14 protein-coding genes are annotated in these 15,018 nt (G+C 73.5%); 13 read left to right on the forward strand and 1 reads right to left on the reverse strand.

Translation table 11 applies throughout. The features are described from left to right. Nucleotides 1-4: 4 nt before the first annotated feature. Genes ACGF5O_RS28940 through mmpA form a run of 11 tightly spaced genes read left to right on the forward strand, consistent with a single transcriptional unit; the run spans nt 5 to nt 11,440 of the window. Nucleotides 5-1,834, forward strand: coding sequence for a carbamoyltransferase (locus ACGF5O_RS28940; RefSeq protein WP_393812812.1), 1,830 nt, complete (start codon nt 5-7; stop codon nt 1,832-1,834). Further along, nucleotides 1,831-3,165 (forward strand): hypothetical protein, encoded by a 1,335-nt coding sequence (locus ACGF5O_RS28945; protein ID WP_393812813.1) that lies wholly within the window; start codon nt 1,831-1,833, stop codon nt 3,163-3,165. The genes ACGF5O_RS28940 and ACGF5O_RS28945 overlap by 4 nt, the downstream gene beginning before the upstream one ends. Continuing rightward, the gene (locus ACGF5O_RS28950; RefSeq protein ID WP_393812814.1) at nt 3,162-4,313 is read left to right on the forward strand and encodes an alpha/beta fold hydrolase; all 1,152 of its coding nucleotides are present in this window, start codon (nt 3,162-3,164) and stop codon (nt 4,311-4,313) included. Before ACGF5O_RS28945 ends, ACGF5O_RS28950 begins: the two co-directional genes overlap by 4 nt. Nucleotides 4,314-4,324: 11 nt before the next feature. Beyond that, complete coding sequence (locus ACGF5O_RS28955; RefSeq protein WP_393812815.1) at nt 4,325-5,140, forward strand: hypothetical protein; 816 nt, start codon at nt 4,325-4,327, stop codon at nt 5,138-5,140. Continuing rightward, entirely contained in the window at nt 5,137-6,192 is a 1,056-nt protein-coding gene (locus ACGF5O_RS28960; RefSeq protein ID WP_393812816.1) for a hypothetical protein, read from the forward strand. Before ACGF5O_RS28955 ends, ACGF5O_RS28960 begins: the two co-directional genes overlap by 4 nt. Next, entirely contained in the window at nt 6,179-7,504 is a 1,326-nt protein-coding gene (locus ACGF5O_RS28965) for an acetyl-CoA carboxylase biotin carboxylase subunit family protein (protein WP_393812817.1), read from the forward strand. The genes ACGF5O_RS28960 and ACGF5O_RS28965 overlap by 14 nt, the downstream gene beginning before the upstream one ends. Further along, complete coding sequence (locus ACGF5O_RS28970; RefSeq protein WP_393812818.1) at nt 7,501-7,743, forward strand: phosphopantetheine-binding protein; 243 nt, start codon at nt 7,501-7,503, stop codon at nt 7,741-7,743. The genes ACGF5O_RS28965 and ACGF5O_RS28970 overlap by 4 nt, the downstream gene beginning before the upstream one ends. Beyond that, nucleotides 7,740-9,239, forward strand: coding sequence for an amino acid adenylation domain-containing protein (locus tag ACGF5O_RS28975; protein ID WP_393812819.1), 1,500 nt, complete (start codon nt 7,740-7,742; stop codon nt 9,237-9,239). The genes ACGF5O_RS28970 and ACGF5O_RS28975 overlap by 4 nt, the downstream gene beginning before the upstream one ends. Continuing rightward, nucleotides 9,236-10,486: an MFS transporter gene (locus ACGF5O_RS28980; protein WP_393812820.1), complete on the forward strand. Its 1,251-nt coding sequence runs from the start codon at nt 9,236-9,238 to the stop codon at nt 10,484-10,486. Before ACGF5O_RS28975 ends, ACGF5O_RS28980 begins: the two co-directional genes overlap by 4 nt. 54 nt (nt 10,487-10,540) lie before the next feature. Then, on the forward strand, nt 10,541-11,233 hold the full coding sequence (locus tag ACGF5O_RS28985) for an endonuclease V (RefSeq protein ID WP_393812821.1): 693 nt from the start codon (nt 10,541-10,543) through the stop codon (nt 11,231-11,233). Between the two features lie 60 nt (nt 11,234-11,293). After that, nucleotides 11,294-11,440 (forward strand): morphogenic membrane protein MmpA, encoded by a 147-nt coding sequence (mmpA, locus tag ACGF5O_RS28990; protein WP_393812822.1) that lies wholly within the window; start codon nt 11,294-11,296, stop codon nt 11,438-11,440. A gap of 45 nt (nt 11,441-11,485) precedes the next feature. Here mmpA and ACGF5O_RS28995 read toward each other — a convergent pair whose 3' ends face one another. Beyond that, nucleotides 11,486-12,664, reverse strand: coding sequence for a saccharopine dehydrogenase family protein (locus tag ACGF5O_RS28995; protein WP_393812823.1), 1,179 nt, complete (start codon nt 12,662-12,664; stop codon nt 11,486-11,488). 179 nt (nt 12,665-12,843) lie between these two features. Here ACGF5O_RS28995 and ACGF5O_RS29000 point away from each other — a divergent pair, with 179 nt between their 5' ends. Continuing rightward, nucleotides 12,844-14,004, forward strand: a complete 1,161-nt coding sequence (locus ACGF5O_RS29000) for a CaiB/BaiF CoA transferase family protein (RefSeq protein ID WP_393812824.1) — start codon at nt 12,844-12,846, stop codon at nt 14,002-14,004. Next, nucleotides 14,004-15,017 carry an LLM class F420-dependent oxidoreductase gene (locus ACGF5O_RS29005; RefSeq protein ID WP_393812825.1) on the forward strand — a complete coding sequence of 338 codons (1,014 nt, stop codon included), beginning with the start codon at nt 14,004-14,006 and terminating at the stop codon, nt 15,015-15,017. Before ACGF5O_RS29000 ends, ACGF5O_RS29005 begins: the two co-directional genes overlap by 1 nt. Nucleotide 15,018: the final 1 nt, after the last annotated feature.

Below are 15,018 nucleotides of genomic sequence, written 5' to 3' on the forward strand. Positions count from 1 at the left end.
ATGGATGATCGTCGTCGGCTTTAACGGGTTCACTCATTCCGCTGACGTCTTCGCACGTCACTACCGCCGCAGCGGCATCGACCGGTACCGGCTGCTGGGCCATGACGCCGGGGCCGCCGTCTTCGTGGACGGCGAACTCGTCGCCGCGGTCGAGGAGGAACGGCTCAACCGGGAGAAGAAGACCTCCGACTTCCCGGCCCGCGCCCTGCGCTGGGCGCTCTGCGAGGCGGGCGCCGAACTCGCGGACGTCGACGTCTTCGCGCTGCCCTGGGCCTTCACCCCGGAGATCGTCGAAGGCCAGATGCGCGACGTCCTCGCCACGCCCCACCCCGTCACCGTGAAGTTCGACCAGCTCTCCCGGCTCGGGGAGCTGTACCGGCGGGTGACGTCCGAGGAGGCCGTCCGGGCGGACTTCGCCGAGCGGACCGGGTACGAGATCCCCGACGGCCGCCTGAGACTGGTGCCGCACCACCTCGCCCACCTGATGTGCGGCCACTACCTGGCCGGGGGCGGCGAGGCCGCGTTCCTGGTGAGCGACGGCCGGGCCGAGACGCTCTCCTCGGTCATGGGAGAGATCGACGACCACGGCCTGACCGTCTTCGACGAGTGCTCGGTGGACATCGCCAACTCCCTCGCCATGCTGTACAGCAAGGTCACCCGCTACCTCGGCTTCGTGCCCAACAACGACGAGTACAAGGTGATGGGACTCGCCTCCTACGCCGAACCGGCCGGTCCCAACCCGCTGCTCGACCAGGTCGTGGAACTGCTGGACGACGGCCGGTACGCGCTGCGCTTCCGCAACGAACTCCGCGACGACCAGAGCTACTACCCGCTCTTCGACGAGGTCTTCGGCCGCGGGGCGGCCCTGGGCGACACACCGGCGGACGGCGCCGACTTCGCCTTCAAGGCCCGGGTCGCCCGCTGGGCGCAGGACACCGTGGAGGCGGTGACCGCCCATCAGCTCTCCGCCCTGGAGAAGCGCACCGACCGCACCCGGCTCCTGATGGAGGGCGGACTCGCGTTGAACTGCGTCAACAACTCGAAGCTGCTCGCCGCCTCCGACCGCTTCCGGAAGCTGAGCGTCAGCTTCGGCGCGAGCGACGTGGGCGTGGCCATCGGCGCCGCGTACCACGTCGTGCGGGACTCCGGCGAACGGCCGGTGCACCGCGACAGTCCCTACCTCGGTCCCGCCTTCGGGCCGGACGACACCACGACGGCGCTGCGCGAGTACGACGGGCGGGTGCGCTGGGTGTCGTACGCTGCGCAGGAGCTGGTCGAGGAGGTGGCCGGGCTGCTGTGCGAGAAGGTCGTCATCGGCTGGTTCCAGGGACGCATGGAGTACGGGCCACGTGCGCTGGGCAACCGCAGCATCCTCGCCAACCCGGGTTTCGACGACATCCAGGACATCATCAACGCCCGGGTCAAGCGCCGCGAGGCGTTCCGCCCGTTCGCCCCCGTCCTGCTGGAGGAGGACGCGGCCGACGTCCTCGACCTGGGCAAGCAGACCGGTTCCCCGTACATGACGTTCGTCTTCCCGATGCGGGAGGAGCTGCGTGCCCTGCTGCCCGGGGCCTGTCACGTGGACGGAACCGCGCGGGCCCAGACCGTCACCGACGAGGGCAACCCGCGGCTGGCCGCCCTGCTCCGTGCCTTCCGGCGCAGGACCGGGCTGCCCAGTCTGATCAACACGTCGTTCAACGTGGCGGGCGAACCCATCGTGTGCACCCCGCGCGACGCCCTGGAGTGCTTCCTCGGCACCGAGATCGACTACCTGGTCCTCGGTGACGTCCTCGTGCGCAAGGTGCGGTCCGGTCCGTCCGAGGAGGAGCTGTGACCGAAGAGGGAACCGACCTCGGACTGAGCGGTGCCGGCCGCACGGGCGGATGGCTCCTGGTGAGCGGGCTGTCCGCCGACGGCCGCCGTGAGCTGTACAAGTTCGTGGACCTGCGGCGAGGCCGTCTGCACGAGGTGAGCATCGGCATCGACGAGCAGCGTGCGAACCAGCTGGCCTTTCTCCGTGGGCATCTGACCGGCGATCCGCCCTACGGACTGGACCGGGTCGAGGACCTGCTGCCGTACCTGCTGCATCCGCACAGTTTTCTGGAGACCGCCTCTGCGGACCTCGTCGTCTCCTTCAAACAAGCCCCCTACCTGCGGATCCTCAGTGCGGCCGACAGCCACCCGACCTGGTCGCCCGGCCCGTCGGGCGACGTGACGGGCACGCTGTCCTCGACCAACTGCGAGACCGCCCCGGACACCGTCGCCTTCACGAGCACCGACACCGCCGACCGGCTGCGGCGCTACGACGTCCCGGACCAGCCGCTGCGGACCCGGCTCATGACCTACAGCCGGGCCACCGGCTCCGTGGAGACCCGGGGCACGCTGCCGGACTTCCTCATCGACACGCTGCACCAGCTGGTCCACTCGCCGAACGGGTACTTCGTCGGGGTGGACATGAACCTGTCCGTACTGCCGGGCCCCGACGGCGTCCCGGGCGCGTCCGCCGAAGGAGTGGACGCGGCGGCGTACGCGACCGGCAGCTTCCCCCGCTCCGGGTTCTTCGTGGCCGACGAACACCTTGAGAAGACGCAGGTGCACACCCCCTCCGGGGCGTGCGCGGCGCACGCCGAGGTGGATCCGGACGACCCGGAGGTGTTCTACATCTCCTGCAACAACATCTCCAAGTGGCGTACCCAGGTCGTGCTCCACGGACCGGGCACGATCGAACGCTACCGGTACCGGGACGGGACCGTCGTCCGGGAGGCGAGCTACAGCGACCACGAGTTCCTGCGGATCACCTCGCAACGCTGCTTCCGGCGCGGGGGCCGCCGGTTCATCGCCGTCACCGGCTACCCCAACAAGCTGTACGTACTGGACGCCGAGACCCTCGAACTCGTCGACCGGATCGTGCTGTTCGAGGAGGAACACCGTGAACCGCCCTTCGTCTGCGAGAAGAACAGCAGCGCTCCGCTGTACCTGGCGGTCAGCCCCGACGCCCGGTACGTCTACATGACCGGGGCGGCCGAACTGTTCGTCGTGGACCTGGAGGAGCATGCCGTCGTCGACCGGGTGCGTTTCTGCGCGCCGGGTTCGTTCGCGGCCACCGCCCACATCGGACTGGTCAGCGACGAGGCCGCCGCCCGCGCACTGGAGGGCCTCAGGTGAGCGACCAGGAGACTGCGCGGTCCGAAACGGTCCCGAGCGACGCACCACGCGCCGCACGTCTCGGCGACATCACCTCCGGTACCGTGCGCGGCCCGCGCGACGCGGTCGAACTGACGGTCTGGCAGGTCTGGCGGGAGCACTTCGGCGCCGCCGGACTGACCCTCGACGCCGACTACTTCGCCCTGGGCGGCAACTCGCTGGACGCCCTCGGGCTGCTGGCACGGATCCAGGAGCGGACCGGGGTACGACTGCCGTTGGACGCCGTCCTCAAGGCGCCGACCGTGGAGTCCATGGCCGCTCTGACGAGAACCGGGGCGCTTGCCGAGCAGCCTCCGGCCACCTCGCTGGTGACGATCCGCGCCGGCGTCCGCAGACCGGTCCTGGTCTGCGTGCACCCCATCGGCGGCACCGTGCTGTGGTACCGCCACCTGGCCGACGCGCTGCCGGAAGGGGTGCCGACCCTGGGGCTGCAGGCGCGCGGACTCGATCCGGCGCTGGAGGCCGACCGGGACATCCCCGCCATGGCCCGGCGGTACGTCGCCGACACGCTCGCCGTGCACGCCGCCCGTGACGTGGTCGTCGTCGGGTACTCCTTCGGAGGACTGGTCGCCCACGAGATGGCGTGCCAACTCGCCGACGCGGGAACGCCGGCGGCCGGTGTCCTGCTCCTCGACACCAGCGTGACCCTGACGCCCGAGGAACCCCCCACCCGGGCACGGCTGCTGTGGTCGCTCGTGGGGCACGCGCTCGGTCTGGACGTGGACGTCGAGGAGCTGGCGGCGCTCGACCCACGGGAACGGGCCGAACGCGTCCTTGGGCTCGCCACCCGCCAGGGCACCCTGCCGCCCGGCTTCGGTGTGGACCGGCTCGCCCGGATGATCGACATCTACCCGGTCAACTCCGAGGCCGAGCGCGCCTTCCGGCCCCGCACCCACCCGGGACGCACCGACCTGATCCGGCCCCGCGAAGGCCGTACCGACGACGAGAGCCTGACGATCTGGGACCGGAGCAGCCTGGGCGGGACCGTCGTGCACGACGTGCCGGGCAACCACTTCAACCTGATCTCGGAGGACAACGTCGGCCATGTCGCCGACGTCGTACGCCGGCTCTGGTACGACGCCGAACCCTCGCCACCGGCCGGGGCCTGAGGGAGACCGCGATGAAGCAGACGCTGGAACAGCTGGCCGACGGTTCCGGTACACCCGTCCTGGTGGTCGACTTCCTGCAGTTCACGGCCGCCCGGCCGCTGGGCTCGGTGCTGACGGCACCGGGCGGCCGGCCGGTCTTCCGGGCCGATCCGGTCGGCGACCTGACCCGGATCCCCGGCTGCCCCGGTCTGCCCGCACTGGCCGACGGGTACGCGAAGCTGTGCCTCGACTCCGCCGCCCCCGGCGGCCGGCCCCCACTGGTCGTCGGCTACTGCAGTGCGGCCGCCCTCGCGTTGCGGGTGGCGGAACGGCTCGGCGGACCGTCCGGAGCGCCGTGCCCCACCGTCCTGGTACAGCCCAGCTGGCCCACGGAGGCCAGGGCGTGGGAGGACTGGGAGTCCTTCAGCGCCCAGTGGTCGGACGGTGCCCGGCCTCCCCTCGCGCACCCCGTCCACCAGGGCGGGGAACCCGAGGCCGTACTGGAGCACATGATGTCCGCCCTGGAGGCGCAGACGAGCACCGCAGCCGAACGCCGGGGACTCGGTACGCCCGAAGGCAGGGCTCTCGTACGGGACCTGCTCGACCGCTACCGGGCCTGGCTCGCCTTCCAGCTCGCCGTCGCCCACGACGTACGAACCGGACCGGTCCCCACGACGGCCGCCCGGTTGGTCGGCGGCCGGGACGACCCGCTCGGCCTGCCGTGGCCGCAGAGCCGGCAGGCGGGCGTCGTGCGGCTGCCGGTCACCGGGGAGGAGCTGCTGGAAGCGGCGGAACTGCCCGTGACCGTCCTGACCGCACCGGCACCGGAAGGGAACGGCGAACCGTGACCACCAGCCTGATGGAGACCATCAGGGGGCTGCGGCCCGAGGAGTTCGACGCTCTGGACGACAGCGCCGGCGCGGCCGGCTGCCACCACCGGCTCCGGCAGCGCGAGTCGGACCGCCGCTGGCGGGTGCGGTACGCGGTGCGGCGCGAAGCCGGTCGCCTGCTGGCCGCCGTACCCGCCTACACCAGGCTCGGCGCCGGCTGGCCGGATCCCGCGTACGACCCACGCCGGTGGGGGCTCCCGGCCGGGACGGTCCCGGACGACCTCACCTCCGACCGGTGCCTGTTCGTCGGCGGCTGCGCCGACCTCCGGTCCGCGCTGCACCTCGCCCCGACGCCGGGCAGCGAACAGGTGCTCCGCAGCGTCCTGGTCCGGCTCGCCGGAACGGCCGCCGAGGCCGACCAGTGCCTGGCCTTCCCCTACGTCTTCGGCCCCGCCCGGCGGCTGCTCGCGCACGCCTGCCGCGACCGGGCCGTATGGACCGGGCTGGGCCGGGAGGCCCGCTTCCCCGAGGCCGGTGCACCCGACCGGGAGGAACGCGCGGTGTCCCGGGTGCGCGGAGTGCTGCGCCGCGACCGCCGACTCATCGCCGCCGCCGGGGTACGCACCGGGGTGCGGGGGTGGGCGGACGCCGGTGACGACGCGGCCGACCTGATCGCCCGGCACAACACCGCCAAGGGAAGCCCGGACCGTCCCGAGTTCGTCGAGCTGCGGCACGAACAGTGGGCACTGTGCGAACCGGTCCGGGTGATCGTCCTCACCGCGTCGGCGGGCACCGCGCGGGGCGTACTGTCCGCCCTGGTGCGGCGGCGCGAGCTGGAGCTCTACGAGATCGGCCTGACCGGGCAGGAGGGCCCGGACCGTATCGCCGTCTACCTCGCCCTGCTCTTCCACCAGCCCTGGGCGTACGCCCGCGCCCACGGGCTGGACTCGATCCGCGCCGGGCTGTCGGCCGAGGTGCCGAAGAAGTCCCGGGGCGCGGTCCTGCACGACGTGTACGGAGGCGTGCTGAGCGCGGCGGACACCAAGAGGCTCGCCGATGAACGCCCCTGACCCCGCGTCCGGGGTCCCCCGCGAGGACGCCCCGGACGCGCTCCTTGCCGTGCTGCTGGGGGAGTCCGGCTCGCTGACGCCCGTACAGATCGCCGGCGCGGCCGAGGACACCGTGCGGGTGCGGTTCGTGGTCGACTCCGGTGCCGTCCACGACGGGCTGGCCATGGTCGCCGAGGCTCTGGCGCCCACCGTGCGCGTGGACTTCACCGACCTGGACGCCTGCCGCCGGGCCGTCGCCGGAGCCGACGCGGTCACCACCTTCGTGGACGGTCTGTGCCCGCTCGCCGCCCTGCTCTCCGGCACCCCGGGGCTCTGGGGCCGCAAGGACCTCCAGCGCCGGGTACTGCACGGTGCCGGGGTGTCGCGGGTGCGCTCCGCCGCCCTCCGTGACGAGGCGTCGCTGCGCCGCTTCGCCGCGCAGGCGGGCCGGCCCTTCGTCGTCAAGCCCGCCGACGGCGTCTCCGGCCGGGACGTCTGGCTGATCCACGACGAACCGGACCTTGACCGGTTCCTGCGCGAGACCGCCACCAGGACGGCGGACGGCGTCGTCCTGCCCACCGGAATGTTCGCCGAGCAGTACGTCACCGGCGGCCCGGCGCCCGCTCCGCATCTGGCCGACTACGTCTCCGTGGAACTGTTCGTGACCGGAGGGCGGACCGAGGCCGCGTTCGTCACGGACCGGCTGCTGCCCGAACGCCCCTGCCGCGAGACCGGACTGGTCCTGCCGACCAGCCTGGACCCGCAGGACCAGGCCGCGGTCACCGCCTGCGCGACGCGCGCGCTGCGGGCGCTGGACACGCCGGACGGCGCCTACCACGTCGAGGCCAAGCCCCGGGCGGGGCACCCGGACATCGTCGAGGTCAACGGCAGGCTGGGCGGTTACATCACCCGCCTGGTCCGCTACGGCACCGGCACGGACCTCGCCAGGACCGCCCTCGACGCGGTCCTGTCCCGCCCCGTGGACCTCGGCACGACCTGGCACCGGGCGGTCCTGGTGCTCCTCTTCCCGGCACCGCCCGGGGCGGCCCGGATCACCGCGGCGCCCACCCGCCGCGAACTCGCCCGGCTGCCCGGCGTACTGGCGGTGGACCAGGTCGCCGGCGTGGGCCGGCCGGTGGACTGGCGCGCGGGAGCGGCCGGCACCGTCGCGACGGTCTGGATCGGCGCGGACGACCACGACGCACTGCGTGCCCGGCTCGCCGACGCCGTGGCACTGCTCGGGGAACGCTTCGCGTACGACGACTCCGCGGGCCGGGCACTGCGGGACGACATCTGGTGGACACGGATCGCGACGACAAGGACCAGCACATGACACCTCATCAGGTTGCGCACCTGTTCGGTGAGATCGTCGAGGCGGACGACATCGCAGTCGACGACAACTTCTTCGACGTGGGCGGCAACTCCGTGCTGGCCCTCCAGCTGATCGCGGGACTCACCGAGCGCAGCGGCCTCAGCCTGCGGCTCATCGACGTCGTCCGCGAACCCACCCCCGAGGGCCTGGCCCGGACCCTCGCGGACCGCGCCGGAGCACGGAACGCCGGGCAACCGTGACACGACCGCCACGCGCCACCGTCTGGGACGCCGTGCTCGGCCAGGCGCGCAGCGCCCCCGAGGCCACCGCCATGCGCTCCGCCGACCGGGACATCACCTACCGGGAGCTGACCGACCGCGCCGAGCACACGGCCGGCCTGCTCCGGGCGGCCTGCCCTCCCGGTTCCCTGGTCGCCCTCGACGCGACCGGGCACACCGCCGCCGCGGTCGCCGTACTGGCGACGGCCCGTGCCGGGTGCGCCGTACTGCCCCTCGGTGCGAACGATCCGCCGCGCCGCCGCGAGCGGGTGCTGCGCCACGCCGCTCCCGGCTGCCTCCTGCGCGAGGCCGTGCCGGGCGGGGCCGACCTGACGGTCCACGGCCCGCCCGAGGCCGCACTGCCGTCCCGGGCGCCGGATCTGGCGGACATCGCCTACGTGATGTACACCTCCGGATCGACCGGAGAACCCAAGGGAGTCCTCGTCCCGCACACCGCCCTGACGGACCGGCTGCGCGGACTGGCCGCCCGGCCGGGGCTGGGCGCGGGGGAGTCGATGGCGGCCGTGACCGCCCTGTCGTTCGACATCGTCATGGCGGAGATACTGCTGCCGCTCACCCTCGGGGCGCGCGTGGACGTCGCGCCCCCCGAGGCCCGGATCGACCCCGCGGCGTTCGCCGACTTCGCCGAACAGCGGCGACCCGACGTCGTCCAGGGCACCCCCAGCTTCTGGCGGCTGCTGCTGGCCTGGGGATGGAAAGGCCTGCCGGACAGCCGCCTGTGGTGCGGCGGCGAGGCTCTCACGGCGTCGCTCGGCGAACAGCTGCTGCCCCGCTGCGCCCGGCTCTGGAATCTGTACGGTCCCACCGAGGCCACCATCTGGGCCAGCGCCGACCGCGTCCGTGCCCCCGGCTCCATCGGCCTGGGCACACCGCTGCCCGGCTCCGGCATGTTCCTCGACCCGCCCGGCGAAGGAGAGGTCACGCTGTACGGACAGGGCCTCGCGGACGGCTACCTCGACGCGCCCGAGGCCACCGCGGAGCGGTTCCCACGGCTCGACACCCCGGACGGACCGCGGCGCTGCTACCGCACCGGCGACCGGGCCCGGCTGCGCCCGGACGGCGTGCTGGAGTTCCTCGGCCGCACCGACACCCAGGTGAAGCTCCGCGGTCACCGCGTCGAACTGGGCGCGGTGGAAGCCGCCTTGGAGGAGCATCCGGACATCGTCGAAGCCGCCGCTCTGCTCGGCGACACGGACCGCCCGGCGCACACGCACATCGTCGCCCATGTGGTGTTCTCGTCCGCCGCGGTGTCCCGGCGGGAGCTGCGCGGCTGGCTCGCCGAACGGCTCCCCGCCGTCTCCCGCCCGGCCAGGATCGTCGAACGCCCGGCGCTGCCGCGTACGGCGGCCGGGAAGATCGACCGGGTCCGGCTGGCCGTCGAGGCCGCCGTGACCGTGCAGGCCGCCGTGGCCACGGAGGCTGCCGTGACCGTGGAGCCCGTGGAGGACGGCTCATGACGGTGGCGCAGGACCTGGCGGTGCTGCGGCAGCCCGCCTTCCGCCGCTACTTCGTGGGCCGTTCGGTGTCGGAGCTGGGCACCACCATGACCCAGGTGGCGCTGCCCTTCGCGGTGTTCGGCATCGGCGGCGACGCCGGGGACGTGGGTCTCGTGCTCGGCGCGGCGGTCCTGCCCAAGATCGTGTTCGTGCTGCTGGGCGGGGTCGCGGGTGACCGCCTGGAACGCCGGAAGGTGCTCCTGGGCACCGACGTCTGCATGGCCCTCTGCCAGAGTGTCGCCGCCGTCCTGCTGCTCTCCGGCACCGGGCGGGTCTGGCACCTGGCACTGCTCCAGATCGTCTACGGCTGCGCCGCGGCCTTCGCGCTGCCGGCCACCACCGGCGCGGTCCCCGACATCGCCCCCGAGGACCGGCTGCAGCAGGCCAACTCCCTGATGAGGGTGGCCAGGAACGCATTCGGCATCATCGGACCGCCCTGCGCGGGAGTACTGGTCGCCGTCGCCGGGGCGGGCTGGGCACTCGCCGTGGACGCCGCCAGCTTCGCCGTCGCCGCGGTGGCCATGGCCGGGCTGCCCGCCGGACTGCGGACCCGTCGGCCGCACGCGCGGCTCCTGCGCGACGTGGCCGAGGGCTGGCACACGTTCACCTCGCGGCCGTGGATCTGGATGATGGTGGCCAGCTTCGCCGTCTACCAGGCGACCGTACTGCCCACGATCTACGTCATCGGGCCCCAGGTCGCCGAATCCACCGTCGGGGTGACCGGCTGGGCCGCCGTGCTCACCGCGCGCGCCGTGGGAGCCCTCGCCGCGGGGTTCCCGCTGCTGCGCTGGAGACCGCGCGGCCCGCTGACCCTCGCCGCCGCGCTGCTCCTGCTCGACGTGCCGTTCCTGGTCGCTCTGTGGTCGGGGGCCGGGCTGGCCGTCCTGCTGGTGTGTGCCGCGGTGGCGTCCGGCGGGCTCAACGCCGCCGACACCCTGTGGGAGACGGCGCTTCAGGAACGCGTGCCCTCCGACGTCATCGCGCGGGTCAGTTCCTACGACTGGCTGGGCTCCCTCGCGTTCGCGCCGCTCGGGTACGCGGCCGTCGGCGGCGCGGTCGACGGCTTCGGCATCCGCGACACGCTGTTCGCGATCACCGTCGTGCACGTGGTGATCCACACGGTCCTGCCCTGCCTGAGGACGGTGCGCCGCACGGAACGTCCGGACCGCGCGGTAGCGGTCCCGCTGGAAGCCGGAGGCGACGCGTGACCCGGCGCCCCGTCACCGCACGCGCGCGTGGCACGCCGTACGCTCGTGCCCACCATGACGACGACCGTACGCGTACCAGCGGGCTGGCCCGCGACCGAGGAACAGGCCCTGGCCGTACAGGACGAACTGCGCGGGCGGGTGGTCCTCGACGAACCGGGCCCGGCACCCGGCACCGGGCGGGTCACCGGCGTCGACGTGGCCTACGACGACGAGCGCGACCTGGTCGCAGCGGCGGCCGTCGTCCTGGACGCGGCGACCCTGGAGGTGGTCGTGGAGGCGACAGCCGTCGGCCGGGTCTCCTTCCCGTACGTGCCGGGACTGCTCGCCTTCCGTGAGATCCCGACCGTACGGGCCGCCCTGGACGCCCTGCCCTGCCCGCCGGGCCTGGTCGTCTGCGACGGCTACGGCCTCGCCCACCCGCGCCGCTTCGGCCTCGCCAGCCATCTGGGCGTCCTCACCGGCCTGCCCACCGTCGGCGTCGCCAAGAACCCCTTCATCTTCGCGTACGACGACCCGGAGGCCCCGCGCGGCAGCCACGCGCCGCTCCTCGCCGGTGCCGAGGAGGTCGGCCGCGCCCTGCGCACCCGGGACGCCGTCAAGCCGGTGTTCGTCTCCGTCGGCCACCGGGTGAGCCTCGACAACGCCTGCGCCCACACGCTCGCGCTCACCCCGGAGTACCGCCTGCCGGAGACCACCCGCCGCGCGGACGCCCTGTGCCGCAGAGCGCTGCGTGAAGCCCAGGCCTGAGTAGCGATTCTGAGTACGAGTACGGATGCCGTTGTTACAGTCCGGCGGCAGGCTGTCGGCATGACCACACACCGTGCCTCCGAGTCCGTCGCCGCCTCCGCCCAGCCCGTCGAGCGCACGGTGACGGCCGCGCTGGTCCTCGCCGTGGTGGCGGGGTCCGGGTGGGTGGCCGGGATGCTCTACACCGTGATCCAGTGGCAGTCCTAGGGACCTAGGGGACCTAGGGTCCCCGGGTCCCGGAGTCCCCGGGGTTCAGCGGGTCGCCGCCACCCGGAAGCCGATGCCGGCCGCCCGCAGCCGCTCGGTCAGCGCGTCGCCCATCGCCTGCGCGGTGGTGACCTGGCCGGCCGTCGGCGGCAGGTCGTCGAGGGCGAGGGCGAGCGCGGCCTCGGCGAACATCTTCGCCGTCTCGCCGTAGCCGGGATCCCCGCCGGAGACCTCCGTGAAGACCCGCCGTCCGCCGCCCTCGCCGACGAAGCGGACGGTGAACCAGCTGCGGGCCCGCTTCTCCGCGTCCGGTCCGTCCCCGGGCCTGAGCCGGTCCGACAGCCAGCGCCGGGCGGGCGGCAGCTGGGCCGCCGCGGCGACCGCGCCGACGGCCGCCATCCCGCCGAGCGCCATCGGCAGGTGCCTGACGGCCGCGTAGTGCCGGTAGCGGAAGTCCGGGCCGTAGCGGTCCAGGGCCTTCGCCGAACGCCGCACGATCTGGGGGTCGATGGTGGGCAGCGGCAGCGCCCAGGCGCCGATCTCGGACGCGAACCGCGGGGCACCCGTCGGCGCGCCGGTCCGGCGGCTCAGCAGGCGGGGTTCGTACCGGGCGCGGTCCCGCGCCGCGGCGAGCATCTGCCGGGGGCGCGCGAACTGGTCAAGCGCGGAGGCGAAGGTGCCGCCGGAGAAGGTCGCGTCGGCGGTCACGAACCCGTCCACGGTCAGCGGCACGCCCTCCGGCAGCTGCCGGACCGTGAAGTACGCGCCCAGGTCGTGCGGGACCGAGTCGAAGCCGCACGCGTGCACCAGGCGGGCGCCCGTCTCACGCGCGCGTGCGTCGTGCCGGACGTACGTCAGGTCCACGAACTCCGGCTCGCCGCACAGGTCCAGGTAGTCGGCGCCGGTGTCCGCGCAGGCCGCGACCAGGTCCGCGCCGTAGCGGCCGTAGGGGCCGACCGTCGTGGCCACCACGCGCGCGTGCCCGGCGAGGGCGCGGACCGTGTCCGGTTCCGCGACGTCGGCGCGCAGCAGCCCGACCGCCGCGCCGCCCGGCAGCCTTTCGCGCAGGGCCTGCAGCTTGCGCTCGTCCCGGGCGGCGACCGCCCAGCGCAGGCCCGCGGGCGCGTGCGCGGCGAGGTACTCGGCGGTGAGTTCGCCGACGAAACCGGTGGCCCCGAAGAGCACCAGGTCGTAGGGACGGTCCGTCGTCTTCAGCCTGCTCATGACACCTCTCGGTCCTGCAACCCGTGCCGTTGTCGGTGGCTGAGGCTAGCGTGAGGAGTGCGGACGCACCCCCACCGGGTATCTTGACTAAGCGCTTGCTCTTCCGCTCTTGTGCCCAGTGGAACCTGTTCTTAGCATCATTGGTGTTACATCAGTTGTGTCACATGACTGGGGGCGGCATGACCACGGCAGGGACGCCAGGACACGGCCCGCTCTCCGGCGTGCGCGTGGTCGAGCTGGCCGGTATCGGCCCCGGCCCGTTCGCCGCCATGCTCCTCGCCGACCTGGGCGCCGACGTGGTCCGCGTCGACCGGCCCGGCGGCCAGGGGCTCGCGATCGACCCGGCGTACGACGTCACCAACCGCAACAAGCGCTCGGTGCTGGTCGACCTGAAGTCCCCCGACGGCCCCGCCCGCGTCCTCGACCTCGTCGAGCGCGCCGACATCCTGGTCGAGGGCTACCGCCCCGGCGTCGCCGAGCGGCTCGGCATCGGCCCCGGGGAGTGCCACGCCCGCAACCCCCGTCTGGTCTACGGCCGGATGACCGGCTGGGGCCAGGAGGGGCCCCTCGCGCACCGCGCGGGCCACGACATCGCCTACATCGCCCTCACCGGAACCCTCGGCATGATCGGCCGCCCCGACGAGCCCCCGGCCGTCCCCGCCAACCTGCTCGGCGACTACGCGGGCGGCTCGCTCTACCTCGTCGTCGGCGTCCTGGCCGCACTGCACCACGCGCGCGCGACCGGCACCGGCCAGGTCGTGGACGCCGCCATCGTGGACGGCACCGCGCACCTCGCCGCGATGATCCACGGCATGGTCGCCGCGGGCGGCTGGCAGGACCGGCGCGGGGCCAACCTGCTGGACGGCGGCTGCCCGTACTACGGCACCTACGCGACCGCCGACGGCGGCCACATGGCGGTCGGCGCCCTGGAGCCCCAGTTCTACGCGGAGTTCCTCCGGCTGCTCGGCGGCGTGGACGACCTGGCCGACGCCCGCAAGGACTGGACCCGCTGGGGCGAGCTGCGCGAACGTGTCGCCGCCCGCTTCAAGGCCCGTACCCGGGACGAGTGGACCGCGGTCTTCGAGGGCTCCGACGCCTGCGTGGCCCCCGTCCTCTCCCTCCGCGAGGCCCCGCACCACCCCCACCTGGCCGCCCGCGCCACCTTCACCGACCACGGCGGCATCACCCAGCCGGCCCCCGCCCCGCGCTTCTCCGCGACCCCCACGACCGTGCGCACCCCGCCCGCCAGGCCCGGCGCCGACACCGCCACGGTGGCCGGTGACTGGGACGTACCGGCACTCCTCGACGACCGCGACGAAAACGACAAGGACGGCACCTGATGGAGCTTTCGACCTTCCTCGACTACGCGGGCGACCCGCGCGCGGCGGCGGACCGGGCCGCCGCGCTGGAGTCGGCGGGCCTCGACACGGTCTGGGTCGCGGAGGCCTACGGCTTCGACTCGCCCACGCTCATGGGCTACCTGGCCGCCCGCACCGAACGGATGAAGATCGGCTCCGCGATCCTCAACGTCTACTCCCGCACCCCCGCCCTGATCGCCCAGACGGCCGCCGGCCTCGACGCGGTCTCCGGCGGGCGCGCGATCATCGGGCTCGGCGCCTCCGGCCCGCAGGTCGTCGAGGGCTGGCACGGGAAGGCGTACGACAAGCCCCTCGGCCGTACCCGCGAGACGATCGAGCTGACCCGGCGGATCCTGCGCCGCGAGGTCATCGACCACCACGGCATCACGGACATGCCCCGCCCCGGCGGCCTCGGCAAGCCCCTGAAGATCCTCACCAAGCCCGTCCGCCCCGACGTCCCGCTCTACGTGGCCTCGCTGGGCCCCGCCAACGTCCGGATGACCGCCGAGATCGCCGACGGCTGGCTGCCCACCCTGTTCGTCCCCGAGAAGGCCCACCAGGTCTGGGGCACCCCCTTGGCGGAGGGCGCCGCCCGCCGCGACCCGGCCCTCGGACCGCTGCAGATCGTCGCCGGCGGGCTGCTCGCCATCGGCGAGGACGCGGTCGCCGTCCGCGACCAGGTCCGCCCCAGGATCGCCCTGTACGTCGGCGGCATGGGCGCACCCGGCAAGAACTTCTACAACGACCTCGCCGTCGCCTACGGCTACGAGAAGGAGGCCCGGCTCATCCAGGAGCTGTACCTCGCCGGCCGCAAGAAGGAGGCCGAGGCGGCCGTCCCCGACGAGTTCTGCGAGCTCATATCCCTGTGCGGCCCGGAGGGATACGTCCGCGACCGCATCGCCGCCTACCGCGAGGCGGGCGTGACCGTGCTGGACATCACCCCGGTCGGCCCGGACCCGGCCCGTCTGATCGAGACCGTCAAGAACTGGCTCTGAG

Origin of the sequence: Streptomyces sp. NPDC048291, assembly GCF_043201715.1 — a bacterium.
Taxonomy (GTDB): Bacteria; Actinomycetota; Actinomycetes; order Streptomycetales; family Streptomycetaceae; genus Streptomyces.